We start from the raw sequence: 16,895 nt of genomic DNA, 5'->3' as shown, positions 1-16,895 counted from the left end.
ATCATGCGTATTGAAGAAGATATTAAATTAGGCTTTAAAGATGTCCTTATTCGGCCAAAGCGTTCCACGCTGAAAAGCCGCTCTCAGGTAGAACTTACCCGTCAATTTACCTTCAAACATTCCGGTGTTGCCTGGTCAGGTGTGCCGATCATTGCTGCCAATATGGATACCGTGGGCACCTTTACTATGGCCGAAGCGCTGGCGTCCTTTGATATGCTCACCGCGGTACATAAACATTACAGCGTTGAGCAATGGCAGCAGTTCGTCTCCCGTGTGCCTGAAAATGTGCTGAAGCATGTGATGGTTTCTACCGGCACTTCCGATGCCGACTTCATCAAGATGAAGCAGATTCTGGCGCTTTCGCCGCTGCTGAATTTCATCTGTATCGATGTGGCTAACGGTTACTCCGAACATTTCGTTGAGTTCCTGCAGCGCGCCCGTGAAGCCTGTCCGGGCAAAACCATCTGTGCGGGCAATGTGGTGACCGGCGAAATGGTTGAAGAACTGATCCTGTCGGGCGCTGACATTGTCAAAGTGGGCATTGGTCCGGGCTCGGTTTGCACCACCAGGGTCAAAACGGGCGTGGGCTATCCGCAGCTTTCTGCGGTGATTGAGTGTGCCGATGCGGCGCATGGCCTCGGCGGGCAAATTGTCAGCGATGGCGGCTGTTCTATGCCAGGCGATGTGGCAAAAGCGTTCGGCGGCGGCGCTGATTTTGTGATGCTTGGCGGTATGCTGGCAGCCCATGAAGAGTGCGAAGGCACGCTGGTGGAAGAAGAGGGCGAAGCGTTTATGCTGTTCTACGGCATGAGTTCCGAATCTGCGATGAAGCGCCATGTTGGCGGCGTGGCGGGCTATCGCGCAGCGGAAGGTAAAACCGTTAAGATCCCCTTCCGTGGCCCGGTCGACAACACCGTGCGCGATATCCTTGGCGGCCTGCGTTCAGCCTGTACCTATGTCGGTGCTGAGCATCTGAAAGAGCTGACCAAGCGCACCACCTTTATTCGGGTTAACGAGCAGGAAAACCGCGTATTTAACCGCTAGCCTGTTCGCGTTGCCTTCGCGGACAACGGCAACCGGCAACCGGCGCAGGCAACTGCCAACGCGCCACCGCCATTGTCCGCTTAACGGCGCGCCCATCCGGCCAGCTAACTTCCATGGCCGGCTGGATCCCCTTTTTACCCCAACGCATCCCCCAGATTGAAGATGGGCAGATACATAGCGATTACCAACGCGCCCACCAGCACCCCGGTAATCACCATCATCATCGGTTCCAGCGCGGCGGCCAGATTGTCTGCCAGCTCATGAGTCATCTCTTCATGTAATTCTCCCAGCCGTTCCAGCATGCTGTCCAGTGAGCCAGACTCTTCACCCACTTTTATCAGCTGATAACACACCGGGCTGAAAAGCGGGTGTTGCTTCAGGGCCTGGTAAAGCGGATAGCCAGTAGCAATATGCTGTTGAAGCTGTTGGATCGCTTCACGCCACAGCAATGAGGTCAGCGTTTTCTCCACCGCCTGCAAGCTTTGTAGCAGTGTCAGCCCGGCCTGCTGTGTCAGTGCCAGCGTCATAAATATCCGGCTTAACAGTCCACCCTGATACAGCTTGCCGGTTAGCGGTAAGGCTAACAGCCAGCGCTGCTCCCTCTTTTGCCATTCCGGGGCGCGTTTGGTCTGCCAGCGCCAGCTGAAGGCCAGAACCGTCAGACCCACCAGCAACTGAAAACCGTAATTCTGTACCCCCCCTGAAAGCGCGATGACGCCCGCAGTGAACGCCGGCAGCGGCGCATTGAAAGCCTGATAGACAGACATAAATTCCGGCAGCACAAACACCAGCATGCCAATGCTGACCAACAGAGCCAGCGACAGGATAAACAAAGGGTAGCGTAGCGCTTTTGTCACCTTTTTTTGCAGTTGCTGCTGGCGCTCCTGCTGACAGGCCAGTTGCAGACAGCACTCATCGATCCTGCCGGTCAACTCGCCAACGTACATCAATGCCGGAAACAGCGGTGGGAAGACCTGCGGCCACAGCGCCAGCGCGTCAGAAAAGGACATGCCTTCCGCCACGTTGTTTTCCAACTGCCTGAACAATGCCTGCCAACCGGGATGAGGATGCTCTTCCGCCAGCAGATGCAGACTGGCAGACAGGGTCAGACCGGCCTTCAACAGCGTCGCCAGCTGACGAAAGAAGGCAATTTTCTGCGCCCATTGCCACTCACGCGCCCGGTAGCGTTTAGCGGCAGAAAGCGACAGTGGCATTAGCCCGTCAGCCAGCAGGCGATCCATAACCTCTTGCTGGCTTTGGCAAAACAGGGCACCTTCAACCAACCTGCCGCTTTGATCCATCGCCTGCCAGCGAAACAGATAAGGTTCAGCCATCATTGTTACCGACAATCCTGTTCAGCTCCTCCAGGGTAGTGTCGCCACGATTGACGCAATGCAGTCCTTCGATAAACAGCGAGTTTCTTCCATGCTGGCGGGCAATCATTTCGAGCTGCTCTGCCGGGCTGTTGGCGGCAATCGCATTTTGCAACCGGGCGGTGATCGGCAGCATCTCGAACAGCGCCACCCTGCCATAAAAGCCCGAGTAGCAACGCTCACAGCCCGGTGCCTGCCAGTTTTGCACGGTGCCGGGCCAGATAGCGGGCGGGAAGTGGGCGACGGCCTCGCTTTTCTGCCGGCAGTGAGGGCAAAGACGACGCACCAGCCGCTGGGCGACAATCAGCTTTAGGGCTGAAGCGAGCAGGTAACCTGGAATGCCAATCTGTCCGAGGCGGGTTAAGGTTTCCAGAGTGGAGTTGGTATGCAGTGTCGACAGCACCAGGTGACCGGTTTGCGCAGCCTTCACCGCCGTTTCTGCCGTTTCCCGATCGCGGATCTCGCCCAGCATAATCACGTCCGGATCCTGACGCAGCAGGGCGCGAAGCACCAGGTTGAAGTCCAGCCCGGCTTTCGGGTGGATCTGGGTCTGGTTTATCCCGGCCAGCGGGATCTCGATCGGGTCTTCGACGCTGCATAAATTACGCTGTGGCGTGTTCAGCGAGTTTAAGCCGCTATAAAGCGTGAACGTTTTCCCACTGCCCGTCGGTCCCGTTACCAAAATCAAACCCTGCGGGCGAGCCAGTGCCTGGCAATAAATCTTAAGCAGGGCAGGCGGCATGCCTAACTTATCCAGCGCCACCGCCTGCGGCTCGCTTTGCAGCAGCCTGATAACGGCCTTTTCACCAAACTGTGTGGGCAGCGTCGAGAGGCGGAACGACGCCGGGTTACCGTTCAGCTCAACGGTAAACTGGCCATCCTGAGGCGTCCGGCGTTCGGTAATGTCCAGACTGGCCAATATTTTCAGCCGTGCCAGCAAGGCTGCGGCGTTATCCTGTTCATTGCCTGAGAGGGTTTGCAGCACGCCATCGACACGTAACCGGACCCTTAATGAATTGGCCTGCGGTTCAAGATGAATATCCGACGCGCGCCGCTGCACGGCCAGTAGTAACAGTTGCTGGATTTTATCTGGCGCGCCGCGATCGGTTGCTGCGGTGGGTTGCTGAGAAGGGGCGTTTTTCTGCTGCTGTCGAAACTGCTCAAGGCGTGCCTCCGGCCAGCATTCAATGTCCAGCGCACAGTGGGTGGCAAAACGCAGGGATGCGAGCAGCTCCTCTTCCGGCAGGGTCGCCATCGCCAGCTGTAACCGCTCGGCGGTAAAACTGACGATCACCGCGTGATGGCGTTGGCAAAGTGCTTCTACGGCACGTTGCGTAGACTCGAGGATCATTCTGCCACCTCACTACTAGCGTCATCGAAGCGGAAGACATTCTCGCAGGCTTCTTTCAGGCTTGCCTGGGCGCTGTTGCAACTGCGTTGCCAGCTGATTTGACCCAGCGCCGCATCCCAGTCAGGCCGCATGGCGACCCGCAGATCGCTGAGGCTCTCCTGTCCGGTCAGTGAAATCACTCCGGCATTAATGCCGACCGCCGCGACGTAGCGCGATCCTTTGCCGTTGGGGATACCGTTACTTCCCTCACTGCAATTGCCAAACCCGCCGTGCTCAATGGCACAGAGATCGACGGCAGTTTTATAGGGGAGCGCGGTTTGCAGCATATCGGTGAGCGCCGCTTTTTGCAGATAGCCCTGATACGCCGGCAAGCCAATGGCACTCAAAATCGCGATGATGGCAATAACGATCATCAGCTCGATCAGAGTAAATCCTTGCTGCTGTTTCATGCCAAACCTCCTTGTGATTAAGAGGCTGCACGATAACGCCGCAAAAATCAGGCTGCCATGGCGAAAGCCGGTAATGCCGGGACGGGCCGAAAGAAGTTTTAACCGGTTGCAATATTCAGCGCACGGGCTGGAAGGGGGATCGCATAACGAAAGCTGAAGGTAAAAACGCCATCGCAAAGACGATGGCGTGGGGGCACAATGTGCAGGCTTATTTGAAGCGCATTGAAAGATCTAACGCACGGACGTGTTTGGTCAACGCCCCGACCGAGATGTAGTCGACGCCGGTGTCTGCGAAGATCCGCAGCGTTTCATCGGTGACGTTGCCGGAGACCTCAAGCAGCGCGCTGCCGTCGGTTTGCTTTACGGCTTCACGCATCTGCTCAACGGTGAAGTTATCCAGCATCACGATATCTGCACCGGCAGCCAGCGCCTGGGTCAGCTCGTCCAAAGACTCGACTTCGACTTCAACCGGGACATCCGGATGCAGCCAGAAGGCTTTTTCCACGGCATCGCGAATCGAACCGGTGGCAATAATATGATTCTCTTTAATCAGGAACGCGTCAGAAAGCCCCAGGCGATGGTTAGCGCCGCCGCCACAGAGCACCGCATATTTCAGGGCCGTTCTCAGGCCCGGCAGGGTTTTCCGGGTATCCAGCAGCTGGGTGCGGGTCCCTTCAAGGATCGCCACATAGCGGCTGACTTCCGTCGCCACGCCAGACAGCGTCTGCACAAAATTCAGCGCCGTGCGTTCTGCCGTGAGGATCAATGCAGAAGGGCCGGTGATTTCAAACAACGGTTGATCGGCGGCGATCGCATCACCGTCCTCAACATGCCAGAGGATCTGGGTTTTATTGCCGAGTTGGATAAACACTTCCTCCACCCAACGCTTGCCGCAAAAAATACCCGCTTCGCGAGTAATCACAACGGCATGCGAGGTTGCATCGGCAGGTAACAGGCTGGCGGTGATATCTTTGCAGGGGTCAATTTCGCCTCCCAGATCTTCACGCAGGGCCTGAGCAACACTTGGGGGAATATCATCCTCAACACGTTCCAGCAATGCCGTGCGGCGGCTGTCCGGATCGTAGCGGCGGGTAGTCATGATCGAACTCCGAAAGGTCGGATAGAGAGTTCGACCATGCTAGCCTGTTTAGCGGTAGCTTGCCAGCAAGCCGCGATGCAGCAATTGCCGCCGTCAGATTGACGAAACCTTGCCGCTAAACACCACCGGACCCGTGGGTTGCCCGGTGGGTGAACCGCCCTGCGGCTCAAGGCTGATGGCCAGCAGCGGCAGGTCGCTGAGTCGGTTGCTGTTCAAGGCGATGCGCGTGATGCGCGTGGGATCAACCAGCCCCAATGACTGCGGCTTTTGTCCCGGCGGGATCAGCCACAGCTCCAGGCTTTGCTTCGCCGGCAGCGCGCTGGCATTGATTGCCTGAAGCGTCAGCTCGCTCCGGGCCTGATTCAGCGCAACCACCCAGGAACCCTGCTGGCTCCCGCTACTGTTCAGCACGGCAACGGCCTGCAAAGAGGCGGGTTGTTGAATCATGTTGACGATCAGCGCACCGGCGAAGGACGCGGCCAGCGCCCAGCCGAGGTAATGCCAGCGGAATGGCATCCGGGCACGTTTTTCTGGCGGCAGGTCGCGCAGGATTTTTTGCCAGAGGTCGGCAGAAGGGGCCACGGGCTGCACCGCGTGGTCCATATGGCCGAGCATTGTCTGCCAGCGGATGACCTCTTCCCGCAAGGCGGATTCCTGTTGCAACCGGCGTTCGAACTGCTGGCGCGCGGGGCCACGTAAGGTGCCGAGGGCATATTCTGCGGCGAGGGCCGAATCGTATTGGCTTCTTGTTTTCATATTCCCACACACTCTTTCAAATGGGCCAATGCGCGACGGATCCAGCTTTTGACGGTGCCAGCCGGTTGCTGCAGGTGCTCAGAAATTTCGCTGTGCGACAGGCCCTGATAATAGGCCAGCATCACACTTTGTCGTTGTTCTCCCGGAAGATGATCCAGGCAGTCCGCTAATCTGCGGGCTTCAGAGGTCGAGGGTAAACCGTCCGCAAAGGTGCAGGAGAGTCCCTCAGTGTAATCTTCGTTCAGCGTGTCGATATCCAGCGTATCCAGCGGAGAGGACTGGTTGCCCTTCAGCCGAAGATAATCAATGGCCCGATGGCGGATAAGCGTGGTCATCCAGGTCTTCGGCGCGCTCAGCTGGGGATCGTAGCTGGCCGCTCGCTGCCAGATGGCCAGCATTGTGTCGTGAAGTACCTCTTCGGCCCAGCCGCGCCGCCGAAGCATGCGCAACGCGATGGCGAAAAGATAAGGGGAAAGTTGGCGGTAAAGCTGTTCAAACGCCCGCCTGTCCCCTCGGCCGACCGCTTGCAGTAAAAGGACCTGACTGTCGATAACATCGTCTGTCATGAAGCTTCCTGTAAAAAAAGGTGCAGAGGATCTGAGTAAACCTGCTGCACCTGGTATAACGCTTTTTTCTTATTTCGGCATCAGCACGGTATCAATAACGTCGATCACACCGTTACTTTGATGAACATCGTAAGTGCTGATATTAGCGACATTTCCCTGACCATCTTTCAGCTGAATATTGTGCGGGCCGTTACTCATAATCCACAGTGGCTGACCGTTAACGGTTTTCAGCTCGGCATGGCCTTTACCCTGTTTAATCTTTTTCTCTAACATCTTCATGTCATAGTTGCCGGCAACCACGTGATAGGTCAGCACGCTGGTCAGCATGGCTTTATTTTCCGGCTTCAGCAGGTTGTCGACGGTACCCGCAGGCAGTTTGGCAAACGCGGCATTGGTAGGCGCGAAGACCGTGAACGGGCCTTTGCTCTGCAGGGTATCGACCAGGCCAGCCGCTTTTACTGCCGCCACCAGCGTGGTGTGATCTTTGGAATTCACCGCATTTTCAACGATGTTTTTTGATGGGAACATCGCAGAGCCGCCGACCATAACGTTGTTGCTCATCGAGTCAGCCATGGCGACACCGCTGAACAGTAATGATGCGCAAAGCGCCGTGCGAACGATTGTTTTCATGATGTGTTCCTTTGAGAGTCAGAGAAGGCACATTTGCCTTACAAAGCTATCTACGGCTGGGGAGGCGAACTGGATGCAGGAAAAACAAAATAATTTTCATCCGCCGGATTTGGCGCTTATCAGAAGTTTGGTTATCCAAAAATGATTCATGCTACTCTGATGAAATCGTTATAAAAGGAGAGCAGGGCATGCAGTTGCACGAGGGCTGGATCCACGGAGTGAAGCGGGTTCACTCGCCGCATTTCAATGAGCGTCCGGATAATGAAACGCCGTCGCTGTTGGTGATCCACAATATCAGCCTGCCTCCAGGTGAGTTTGGCGGTCCGTGGATCGATGCGTTATTCACCGGGACTTTAGATCCCCACGCCCATCCCTATTTTGCCGATATCGCCCAGCTGCGGGTTTCCGCGCACTGCCTGATCCGCCGCGACGGTGAAATCGTGCAGTACGTTCCTTTTCACCTTCGCGCATGGCACGCTGGCGTATCGACCTATCAGGGCCGTGAGGCCTGTAATGACTTTTCCATTGGCATCGAACTCGAAGGGACGGACAACCTGCTCTACACCGATGCGCAGTATCAGGCGCTGGAAGAACTCACCGCGCTGCTTATCGCCCATTATCCCGGAATAGCCGAGCACATCACCGGGCACAGTGATATTGCGCCGGTACGAAAAACCGATCCGGGTCCGGCTTTCGACTGGACAAGATTTCGGGACGCGCTGGGCAGCCGCCCGGACGCCCCAGTACAGGAGTAACAGGCATGACGCTTTTTAGTTTGTTGTTGGTTCTGGGCTGGGAACGCCTGTTCAAAATGGGCGAGCACTGGCAGCTGGATCATCACCTGGCGCCGCTGTTTCGTAAGAAGCACCGGTTTTCGCTGGTGCGTACGCTATCGATGATGCTGCTGGCGATGGCGGTGATGGTGGTTTGTCTGCTGGCGCTGAAAGGACTGTTTTTCGGCATACTGCAACTGCTGTTCTGGATTGCGGTTGGGCTGCTGTGCATCGGTGCCGGGTCTGTTCGCCTGCATTATCATACCTATCTGAAAGCGGCGAGCCATAATGACACCGATGCGCATCAGGCGATGGCGGAAGAGTTGACGCTCATCCACGGTATTCCGGTCGATTGCGACGAACGGGAATACCTGTGCGAACTGCAAAACGCGCTGATGTGGATTAACTTCCGCTACTATCTGGCGCCGCTGTTCTGGTTTGTGGTTGGCGGCCCCTGGGGCCCGGTATTGCTGGTGGGATACGCCTTCCTGCGGGCGTGGCAGTCGTGGCTGGCGCGTCATCATTCACCGCTGGAGCGCTCACAGTCGGGCGTGGATGCGATCCTGCATATTGTTGACTGGCTGCCGGTCAGGGCAGTGGGCGTGGCCTATGCGCTGCTTGGCCATGGCGAGCGCGCGCTGCCCGCCTGGTTTGCTTCCCTTGGCGACCGCCACACCTCGCAATATCAGGTGCTGACGCGGCTTGCCCAGTTCTCTCTGGCACGCGATCCGCACACCGATAAGGTCGAAACCCCTCGCGTCGCCGTGGCGCTTGCGAAGAAGGTTTCGTGGGTGATGGTGGTGGTGGTGGCGCTGTTAACCATTTACGGCACGCTGGTCTGACGACGAATCGGCAGGTGGCGTGCCAAATTCCGGCATCCCCTGCGCATTCCAGCTAAAGGTTTTGATCCGCGTATGACGATTAGGGTCATACAGCGGATCGCCCTCAATTTCGGTGTAATTCCGCGCATGATAGACCAGCACATCCTCTCCCTTCTCTGAGACCGTAAAACTGTTATGACCGGGCCCAAACTGGCGATGATCAGTATTGGTGGTAAAGACCGGTAGCGCCGATTTATGCCAGTTAGCACTGTCCATCGGGTCCGCGTCCGCCTCAATCCACAGTAAGCCCATGCAGTAGTTTTCATCGGTTGCGCTGGCGGAATAGCTGACAAACAGACGATTGCCATGGCGGATTGCGGCAGGGCCTTCGTTGACGCTAAACCCCCGGCATTCCCAGTCAAACTCCGGCCGGCTGATCATCACCGGCTCACCTTTTATCGCCCACGGCGTGGCAAGCTCCGCAAGATAGAGGTTGGAGTTACCGGCGATGGCCGGATCTTTCTGCGCCCACAAATACCAGTTCTTTCCCTGATGCACAAAGTGTGTGGCATCCAGCGCAAAGCTGTCGATCGGGGTGACAATCTGCCCGCATTCACGCCACGTGCCGGTGAGGGGATTATCGTCCGTACAGGCCAGCGCAAACATTCGGTGCTGGAACAGGCCGTCTTTGATCGCCTGGGTGGGCGCCGCGGCAAAGTAGATGACCCAGATACCGTCGATTCTGTGCAGTTCGGGTGCCCAGATCAGCTCGCTCATTTCGCCGCTGTCTGGTTTTCGCCAAACCACAACCGGCGAGGCCTCAGCCAGTGCGGCCAGCGTTTTTGCCTGGCGGATTTCCAGCCGGTCATATTCCGGGACGGAGGCGATAAAGTAGTAGCTGCCGCGATCGAACAGGATAAAAGGATCGGCGCGCTGCTCGATTAACGGATTTTGCCAGAGTGAGGAAGTCATTATGTATTCACCGGTTTGATTGGGGATTTACTGTCGTGATAGTCGTTCAATTGCTGGAAGTTCTGCCGACGCTTTTCCAGGTCCTGCTGGATTTGCAGCATCATCGGACGATCCACTTTCAGCAGGCGAACCACGCCGGCGGTGATCAGATAGCCCACGCCTGGGATCACGGTAAACAGCAGCATAATACCGTTGATGGCACTCGGTGCCTGCGCTTTCGCACCCGCATCGTAGCCATAATACGAGAGCAGGAAGCCCACCATGGCACCGGCGACCGCAAGTCCCACTTTCAGGAAGAACAGATTGCCGGAGAAGCTGATGCCGGTAATGCGTTTCCCGGTTTTCCATTCACCGTAGTCATCCACGTCGGCCATCAGCGACCAGTGCAGCGGTGAAGGGATCTGATGCAGGATATTCAGCACAAAGTACATCACCACCACCAGCACGGTCGCGTGAGGATCGAGGAAGTAGAAGCCGCTGGAGAAAATCGCCAGCACGATGTTGGTCCAGAAAAATACCTTCAGTTTGCACCAGCGGTCGGTCATCACCTTCGCCAGCGTACTCCCAATCATCATGCCAATGACGCCCAGGCTGATAAACAGCGTGGCGAAGTGCGTTGACTGGCCCATCACCCAGGTGACGTAGTACATGGTGGCTGCCATACGGATAAAGCCGGGGCAGACGTTGCAGAAGGTCAGCAGCAGGATGCGAACCCACTGGTCGTTTTTCCACACGGCCTTCAGGTCAGATTTGAGATCGTCATTGCTTGGCACCGCCGGGTGGATACGCTCGCGCACCGTGGCGAAGCAGAACAGGAACATGCACAGGCCAATCAGCGCCAGCACGCTCATCGCCATTTGGTAACCGCGGGCTTTGTTTTCTCCGCCAAACCACTCCGCCATCGGCAGCAGGGAAAGGGAAAGGATCAGGGTGGCGATACCGACCATCACAAAGCGGTAAGACTGGCAGGAGACGCGTTCGCTCGGGTCATTGGTGATCACGCCGCCCAGCGAGCAATAGGGAATATTGATCGCCGTATAGGTCAGCGACATCAGGAAGTAGGTGACAAAGGCATAGATAACCTTGCTGTTATAGGTCCATTCTGGCGTGGTAAACATCAGCACGCTGAACAGCACATAAGGCAGGGAAATCCACAGCAGCCAGGGCCGGAAGCGGCCATATTTGCTCTGCGTTCTGTCAGCAATCGCGCCCATGATTGGGTCGGTCACCGCATCGATAACCCTTACCGACAGCAGCAGCACGCCGACCAGCGCGGGCGCCAGACCAAACACGTCTGTGTAGAAATAATTAAGGAACAGCATGATGGCGCCGCCGATCATATTGCAGCCTGCATCGCCCATGCCGTAGCCAATCTTCTCTTTAATCGAAAGTGCAGTGCCCTTCATGGATTTTTCCCTTACTGGAATCATGAAGTGCAGTATTAATGGCTTAGGGGGGATTTGCGCTGGTGGAAAGCGTCGCAGAAATGGACAAAATCCCTGTCGGCGAGAAAGTGTGAGGTGGATAACATTTATGCTTTCAGGCGGGTAAGCCGACGATGAACAGTAAGCAGAACTGGTGAACGAGCGGAAGGAAAAGAAGAGGGCACCGGGGTGCCCTCATGCTGTCAGGCTTTCTGAGACCGTGACTTCAGCAGATAACCCACGCCCAGAATGGCAATCCACACCGGGATCAACCAGACGGAGATCGCCATGCCTGGCGTCATCGCCATAATCACCAGAATACCGGCCAGGAACAGCAGGCAGAGATAGTTACCTACGGGATAGAGCAGCGCCTTAAAGCGGGTGACCACGCCCTGCTGATCTTTCTTACGGCGGAACTTCAGGTGCGCCAGGCTGATCATCGCCCAGTTAATCACCAGCGCCGACACCACCAGAGCCATCAGCAGACCGAAGGCCTCACCCGGCATCAGATAGTTGATCAGTACGCAGAAGGCGGTGGCGGCAGCAGAAACCGCGATGGCCATTACCGGCACGCCGCGTGAATCGACCTTCAGCAGCGCTTTCGGGCCGTTGCCCTGTTGCGCCAGGCCAAACAGCATACGGCTGTTGCAGTACACGCAGCTGTTATACACCGACAGCGCCGCCGTCAGGATCACCACGTTCAGCGCATTCGCCACCAGGCTGTCGCCCAGCTCGTGGAAAATCATTACGAACGGGCTGGCACCGCCAATCACTTTGGTCCACGGATACAGCGACAGCAGCACGGTCAGCGAGCCGATATAGAAAATCAGGATGCGATACAGCACCTGGTTGGTCGCTTTCGGGATGCTTTGCTCGGGGTTATCCGCTTCTGCTGCGGTGATGCCGACCAGCTCAAGGCCACCGAAGGAGAACATGATCACCGCCATCGCCATCACCAGGCCGGAGATGCCGTTCGGGAAGAAACCGCCACGATCCCACAGGTTGGAGACGCGGGCTTCAGGTCCGGCATGGCCACCGAACAGTAACCAGCAGCCGAACACAATCATCGCCACGACCGCAGCCACTTTAATGATCGAGAACCAGAACTCCATCTCACCGTACACTTTTACGTTGGTCAGGTTGATGGCATTGATCACCACGAAGAACACGGCAGCGGACACCCAGGTCGGAATATCCGGATACCAGTACTGGATATATTTGCCGACGGCGGTCAGTTCCGCCATCGCCACCAGCACATACAGGATCCAGTAGTTCCAGCCAGAGGCGAAACCGGCAAAATTGCCCCAGTACTTGTAGGCAAAGTGGCTGAAGGAACCGGCTACCGGCTCTTCGACCACCATTTCACCCAGCTGACGCATAATCAGGAAGGCAATAAAGCCGCCGATCGCGTAGCCCAGCAGCACCGACGGGCCCGCCATGCGGATGGTATCGGCAATGCCGAGAAACAGGCCCGTACCCACGGCACCGCCCAACGCGATCAGCTGAATATGGCGGTTTTTCAATCCCCGCTTCAGCGTGTCGCCCTGTGTTTGTTCCATATAAACCTCATGATGTCGTTATTATTTTCAACAAAAGACGCGTCTTTGTCAGTCAGTTGTCACAGGTAACGTATTGAAAAATTTACAGTGCCAGAGACACTAAAAAGAGGCTCATGCTACCTTCGCGACAAGAATAGTGATAAGCGGTGGCCATTGCACTCGCTTTCGCTTTTTGTGCGGGAGAATGCCTAAAAATTCATCGCTTAATCACAATTCATGTTTCTGTCACAAACCCGGCCAAAAGACGAATATCGTTGCCTTATGGCCGGTGGATTTTTACCCACTAAACGCTTGCCTTGTTTCAGAAAAGTTAAAAAATTTAACATTTGAAACGCCCCGCTTTTCCCCCCCTTTTTTGGGACTCGTCCTCTATGGGAAAACGAGACGTGGGTCCTGTTTCAGTGGGTTGCCATATGGACATAAGGTGAATACTTTGTTAGTTTACGGGCACCTTTTTGCAATTGGTATTACCAATTAACTTCGGCAAATGGCAGAAGAAGGGATGATGGCCTACAGTAAAATCCGCCAACCAAAGCTATCCGATGCTATCGAGCAACAGCTCGAGTCCCTGATTATGGAAGGGACCCTGCGTCCGGGTGAAAAGCTGCTCCCGGAACGTGAGCTCGCAAAACAGTTTGATGTCTCCCGTCCTTCTCTGCGTGAAGCTATCCAACGTCTGGAAGCGAAAGGTTTACTGCTGCGTCGTCAGGGCGGTGGCACCTTTGTGCAAACCAGCCTGTGGCAGAGCCTGAGCGACCCGCTTGTTGAACTGCTGGCTGACCACCCGGAATCCCAGTTTGACCTGCTGGAAACGCGCCATGCACTGGAAGGGATCGCCGCGTATTACGCCGCGCTCCGGGGCACGGACGATGATTTTGAACGTATTCGCCACTGCCATGTGCAGATCCAGACCGCACAAGACAGCGGGGATCTGGACGCAGAAGCGGATGCGGTGATGCAGTATCAGATCGCTGTAACAGAAGCGGCCCATAATGTGGTGCTGCTGCATTTACTCCGCAGCATGGGGCCGATGCTGGAACAGAACGTCAGACAGAACTTCGAATTGCTCTACTCGCGCCGGGAAATGCTGGCAAAAGTAGGCGGTCACCGCGCCAGAATTTTTGAGGCGATTGTGGCACGCGAACCCGAAAAGGCGCGCGAAGCCTCACACCGTCACCTGGCGTTTATCGAGGAAATATTGCTGGACAGAAGTCGGGAGCAGAGTCGCAGAGAGCGCTCCTTACGACGATTACAGCAACGTAAGGACTAACGCGTAACCATAACGCGGAACTATGCCCTGCCACTGGCAAGGTATACACGACGAGCCTGTCTCACTGTGCCTGAAGGATTGCGGACACAGTGGGACAGGCTCCAGACAATTCAACGTATTAGACACAGATAAGGAATACCCCCATGTCAGAACGTTTACACAATGACGTGGATCCGATCGAAACTCGCGACTGGCTACAGGCGATCGAATCGGTCATCCGTGAAGAAGGTGTTGAGCGCGCACAGTTCCTGATCGACCAGGTAATGAGCGAAGCACGTAAAGGTGGCGTTAAAATCGCGGCAGGCGTGAACGCCCGCAACTACGTCAACTCTATTGCTGTTGAAGACGAGCCGGACTATCCGGGCAATACTTCTCTCGAACGTCGTATCCGTTCCGCAATTCGCTGGAACGCCATCATGACCGTTCTGCGTGCATCGAAGAAAGATCTGGACCTCGGTGGTCACATGTCCTCCTTCCAGTCTTCTGCGACCATCTATGAAGTGTGCTTTAACCACTTCTTCCGTGCGCGTAGCGAAAAAGACGGCGGCGATCTGGTGTACTTCCAGGGCCACATCTCTCCGGGCGTTTACGCACGTGCCTTCCTTGAAGGCCGCCTGACCGAAGAGCAGATGAACAACTTCCGCCAGGAAGTTGACGGGAAAGGCTTGTCCTCTTACCCGCACCCGAAACTGATGCCTGATTTCTGGCAGTTCCCGACCGTATCCATGGGCCTGGGCCCTATCGGCGCGATCTACCAGGCGAAATTCCTCAAGTACCTTGAGCACCGTGGTCTGAAAGACACCGCGGCGCAGACCGTTTACGCCTTCCTCGGCGACGGTGAGATGGATGAGCCAGAATCCAAAGGGGCGATCACTATCGCCACCCGTGAGAAGCTGGACAACCTGGTGTTCATCATCAACTGTAACCTGCAGCGTCTGGATGGCCCGGTCACCGGTAACGGCAAAATCATCAACGAACTGGACGGCATCTTTGCTGGCGCCGGTTGGGAAGTGATCAAAGTTATCTGGGGCGGACGTTGGGATGAACTGCTGCGTAAAGACACCACCGGTAAACTGGTTCAGCTGATGAACGAGACCGTTGACGGTGACTACCAGACCTTCAAATCCCGCGATGGCGCTTACGTGCGTGAGCACTTCTTCGGGCGTTACCCGGAGACCGCTGCGCTGGTTAAAGACATGTCTGACGATGAAATCTGGTCACTGAACCGTGGCGGTCACGATCCGAAGAAAGTCTTTGCTGCCCTGAAAAAAGCGCAGGATACCAAAGGGAAACCTGTGGTTATTCTGGCACATACCATTAAAGGCTATGGTATGGGCGAATCCGCGGAAGGCAAAAACATCGCTCACCAGGTGAAGAAAATGAACATGGATGGCGTGCGCTATATCCGTGATCGTTTCAACGTGCCGGTTGACGACAGCAACATCGAAAAACTGCCGTATGTCACCTTCGAGAAAGACTCTGAAGAGTACAAATACCTGCACGGTCAGCGTGAGAAACTGGGTGGCTACCTGCCAACCCGCCAGCCAAACTTCAGCGAGAAGCTGGAAATGCCTGCGCTGGAAGAGTTCTCCGCCTTGCTGGAAGAGCAGAACAAAGAAATTTCGACCACCATCGCCTTCGTGCGTGCCCTGAACGTGATGCTGAAGAACAAGTCGATCAAAGATCGTCTGGTTCCGATCCTCGCCGATGAAGCGCGTACTTTCGGGATGGAAGGTCTGTTCCGTCAGATCGGTATTTACAGCCCGAACGGTCAGCAGTACACCCCGCAGGACCGCGAGCAGGTTGCTTACTACAAAGAAGACGAGAAAGGTCAGATCCTGCAGGAAGGGATTAACGAACTGGGCGCTGGCGCGTCATGGCTGGCGGCGGCAACGTCTTACAGCACCAACAACCTGCCAATGATCCCGTTCTATATCTACTACTCCATGTTCGGTTTCCAGCGTATCGGCGACCTGTGCTGGGCAGCAGGCGATCAGCAGGCTCGTGGCTTCCTGGTGGGCGGGACTTCCGGCCGTACCACGCTGAACGGCGAAGGTCTGCAGCACGAAGATGGCCACAGCCATATTCAGTCTCTGACTATCCCTAACTGTATCTCTTACGATCCTTCTTATGCTTACGAAGTGGCAGTCATCATGCATGACGGTCTGGTGCGTATGTACGGCGAAGCGCAAGAGAACGTCTACTACTACATCACCACGCTGAACGAAAACTACCACATGCCTGCGATGCCGCAGGGTGCGGAAGAGGGTATCCGTAAGGGTATCTACAAGCTGGAAACGGTAGAAGGCAACAAAGGGAAGGTACAGCTGCTGGGTTCAGGCTCTATCCTGCGTCACGTGCGTGAAGCTGCGCAGATCCTGGCGAAAGACTACGGCGTTGGCTCTGACGTTTACAGCGTCACCTCGTTCACCGAACTGGCCCGCGACGGTCAGGACTGCGAGCGCTGGAACATGCTGCACCCGACAGAAGAACCACGCGTGCCATACGTTGCGCAGATCATGCACGATGCACCGGCCGTGGCCTCAACCGACTATATGAAACTGTTCGCCGAGCAGATCCGTACCTTCATGCCAGCCAGCGATTACCGCGTACTGGGCACCGACGGTTTCGGTCGTTCTGACAGCCGTGAAAACCTGCGTCACCACTTTGAAGTGGATGCGTCTTACGTAGTGGTTGCGGCTCTGGGTGAACTGGCTAAACGCGGCGAAATCGAGAAGAAAGTGGTGGCGGAAGCGATCATCAAATTCAATATCGATGCCGATAAAGTCAACCCGCGTCTGGCATAAG

15 protein-coding genes are annotated in these 16,895 nt (G+C 56.0%); 5 read left to right on the top strand and 10 right to left on the bottom strand.

The annotated features are described in order from the left end of the window. The first annotated feature begins 3 nt into the window (after positions 1-3). Positions 4-1,044 (top strand): GMP reductase, encoded by a 1,041-nt coding sequence (locus AC1UKS_RS18005; protein ID WP_013200771.1) that lies wholly within the window; start codon positions 4-6, stop codon positions 1,042-1,044. Between the two features lie 134 nt (positions 1,045-1,178). On the opposite strand, the gene hofC is transcribed toward AC1UKS_RS18005, so the two are convergent. The 7 genes from hofC to AC1UKS_RS17970 form a co-directional block, all read right to left on the bottom strand. Beyond that, complete coding sequence (gene hofC / locus AC1UKS_RS18000) at positions 1,179-2,378, bottom strand: protein transport protein HofC (RefSeq protein ID WP_482437033.1); 1,200 nt, start codon at positions 2,376-2,378, stop codon at positions 1,179-1,181. Continuing rightward, positions 2,371-3,765, bottom strand: a complete 1,395-nt coding sequence (gene gspE, locus AC1UKS_RS17995) for a type II secretion system protein GspE (protein ID WP_482437032.1) — start codon at positions 3,763-3,765, stop codon at positions 2,371-2,373. The genes hofC and gspE overlap by 8 nt, the downstream gene beginning before the upstream one ends. Then, a complete protein-coding gene (gene ppdD / locus AC1UKS_RS17990; protein ID WP_482434722.1) occupies positions 3,765-4,217 on the bottom strand; it encodes a prepilin peptidase-dependent pilin in 453 nt (150 codons plus the stop codon). Before ppdD ends, gspE begins: the two co-directional genes overlap by 1 nt. Positions 4,218-4,425: 208 nt before the next feature. Continuing rightward, positions 4,426-5,316: a carboxylating nicotinate-nucleotide diphosphorylase gene (nadC, locus tag AC1UKS_RS17985; RefSeq protein ID WP_482434721.1), complete on the bottom strand. Its 891-nt coding sequence runs from the start codon at positions 5,314-5,316 to the stop codon at positions 4,426-4,428. A gap of 93 nt (positions 5,317-5,409) precedes the next feature. Continuing rightward, a complete protein-coding gene (locus tag AC1UKS_RS17980) occupies positions 5,410-6,072 on the bottom strand; it encodes an anti-sigma factor (RefSeq protein WP_482434720.1) in 663 nt (220 codons plus the stop codon). Further along, entirely contained in the window at positions 6,069-6,638 is a 570-nt protein-coding gene (locus AC1UKS_RS17975) for an RNA polymerase sigma factor (RefSeq protein WP_482434719.1), read from the bottom strand. Before AC1UKS_RS17975 ends, AC1UKS_RS17980 begins: the two co-directional genes overlap by 4 nt. Positions 6,639-6,707: 69 nt before the next feature. Next, the gene (locus AC1UKS_RS17970) at positions 6,708-7,268 is read right to left on the bottom strand and encodes a fasciclin domain-containing protein (protein WP_013200777.1); all 561 of its coding nucleotides are present in this window, start codon (positions 7,266-7,268) and stop codon (positions 6,708-6,710) included. A 188-nt stretch (positions 7,269-7,456) separates the two neighbouring features. Here AC1UKS_RS17970 and ampD point away from each other — a divergent pair, with 188 nt between their 5' ends. Next, positions 7,457-8,023: a 1,6-anhydro-N-acetylmuramyl-L-alanine amidase AmpD gene (gene ampD, locus AC1UKS_RS17965; RefSeq protein ID WP_482434718.1), complete on the top strand. Its 567-nt coding sequence runs from the start codon at positions 7,457-7,459 to the stop codon at positions 8,021-8,023. A 5-nt stretch (positions 8,024-8,028) separates the two neighbouring features. Continuing rightward, positions 8,029-8,883, top strand: coding sequence for a beta-lactamase regulator AmpE (gene ampE, locus AC1UKS_RS17960; RefSeq protein ID WP_482434717.1), 855 nt, complete (start codon positions 8,029-8,031; stop codon positions 8,881-8,883). On the opposite strand, the gene AC1UKS_RS17955 is transcribed toward ampE, so the two are convergent. The 3 genes from AC1UKS_RS17955 to aroP all read right to left on the bottom strand — a co-directional run bounded on the left by AC1UKS_RS17955 (position 8,857) and on the right by aroP (position 12,817). Continuing rightward, positions 8,857-9,834 (bottom strand): glycoside hydrolase family 43 protein, encoded by a 978-nt coding sequence (locus AC1UKS_RS17955; protein WP_482434716.1) that lies wholly within the window; start codon positions 9,832-9,834, stop codon positions 8,857-8,859. The two genes, ampE and AC1UKS_RS17955, sit on opposite strands and share 27 nt — an antisense overlap. After that, entirely contained in the window at positions 9,834-11,240 is a 1,407-nt protein-coding gene (locus AC1UKS_RS17950) for a glycoside-pentoside-hexuronide (GPH):cation symporter (protein WP_482434715.1), read from the bottom strand. The genes AC1UKS_RS17955 and AC1UKS_RS17950 overlap by 1 nt, the downstream gene beginning before the upstream one ends. 221 nt (positions 11,241-11,461) lie before the next feature. Then, positions 11,462-12,817, bottom strand: coding sequence for an aromatic amino acid transporter AroP (aroP, locus tag AC1UKS_RS17945; RefSeq protein WP_482434714.1), 1,356 nt, complete (start codon positions 12,815-12,817; stop codon positions 11,462-11,464). 505 nt (positions 12,818-13,322) lie between these two features. Here aroP and pdhR point away from each other — a divergent pair. Together pdhR and aceE are read left to right on the top strand one after the other, a co-directional pair. After that, positions 13,323-14,087, top strand: a complete 765-nt coding sequence (gene pdhR / locus AC1UKS_RS17940) for a pyruvate dehydrogenase complex transcriptional repressor PdhR (protein ID WP_013200782.1) — start codon at positions 13,323-13,325, stop codon at positions 14,085-14,087. Positions 14,088-14,230: 143 nt separating this feature from the next. Beyond that, complete coding sequence (gene aceE / locus AC1UKS_RS17935) at positions 14,231-16,894, top strand: pyruvate dehydrogenase (acetyl-transferring), homodimeric type (RefSeq protein ID WP_013200783.1); 2,664 nt, start codon at positions 14,231-14,233, stop codon at positions 16,892-16,894. Position 16,895: the final 1 nt, after the last annotated feature.

It is taken from the genome of Erwinia sp. AK-PDG3-5, assembly GCF_056821705.1.
Note: the sequence above shows the minus strand (reverse complement) of the source record. Positions and strands in the feature narration are given on the sequence as shown.

Bases quoted from the DNA above. Each gene is read 5' to 3' on its own strand.
- AC1UKS_RS18005 (WP_013200771.1), top strand. From the start codon at position 4: ATGCGTATTGAAGAAGATATTAAATTAGGCTTTAAAGATGTCCTTATT.
- hofC (WP_482437033.1), bottom strand. From the start codon at position 2,378: ATGGCTGAACCTTATCTGTTTCGCTGGCAGGCGATGGATCAAAGCGGC.
- ppdD (WP_482434722.1), bottom strand. From the start codon at position 4,217: ATGAAACAGCAGCAAGGATTTACTCTGATCGAGCTGATGATCGTTATT.
- nadC (WP_482434721.1), bottom strand. From the start codon at position 5,316: ATGACTACCCGCCGCTACGATCCGGACAGCCGCCGCACGGCATTGCTG.
- AC1UKS_RS17980 (WP_482434720.1), bottom strand. From the start codon at position 6,072: ATGAAAACAAGAAGCCAATACGATTCGGCCCTCGCCGCAGAATATGCC.
- AC1UKS_RS17975 (WP_482434719.1), bottom strand. From the start codon at position 6,638: ATGACAGACGATGTTATCGACAGTCAGGTCCTTTTACTGCAAGCGGTC.
- AC1UKS_RS17970 (WP_013200777.1), bottom strand. From the start codon at position 7,268: ATGAAAACAATCGTTCGCACGGCGCTTTGCGCATCATTACTGTTCAGC.
- ampD (WP_482434718.1), top strand. From the start codon at position 7,457: ATGCAGTTGCACGAGGGCTGGATCCACGGAGTGAAGCGGGTTCACTCG.
- ampE (WP_482434717.1), top strand. From the start codon at position 8,029: ATGACGCTTTTTAGTTTGTTGTTGGTTCTGGGCTGGGAACGCCTGTTC.
- AC1UKS_RS17955 (WP_482434716.1), bottom strand. From the start codon at position 9,834: ATGACTTCCTCACTCTGGCAAAATCCGTTAATCGAGCAGCGCGCCGAT.
- AC1UKS_RS17950 (WP_482434715.1), bottom strand. From the start codon at position 11,240: ATGAAGGGCACTGCACTTTCGATTAAAGAGAAGATTGGCTACGGCATG.
- aroP (WP_482434714.1), bottom strand. From the start codon at position 12,817: ATGGAACAAACACAGGGCGACACGCTGAAGCGGGGATTGAAAAACCGC.
- pdhR (WP_013200782.1), top strand. From the start codon at position 13,323: ATGGCCTACAGTAAAATCCGCCAACCAAAGCTATCCGATGCTATCGAG.
- aceE (WP_013200783.1), top strand. From the start codon at position 14,231: ATGTCAGAACGTTTACACAATGACGTGGATCCGATCGAAACTCGCGAC.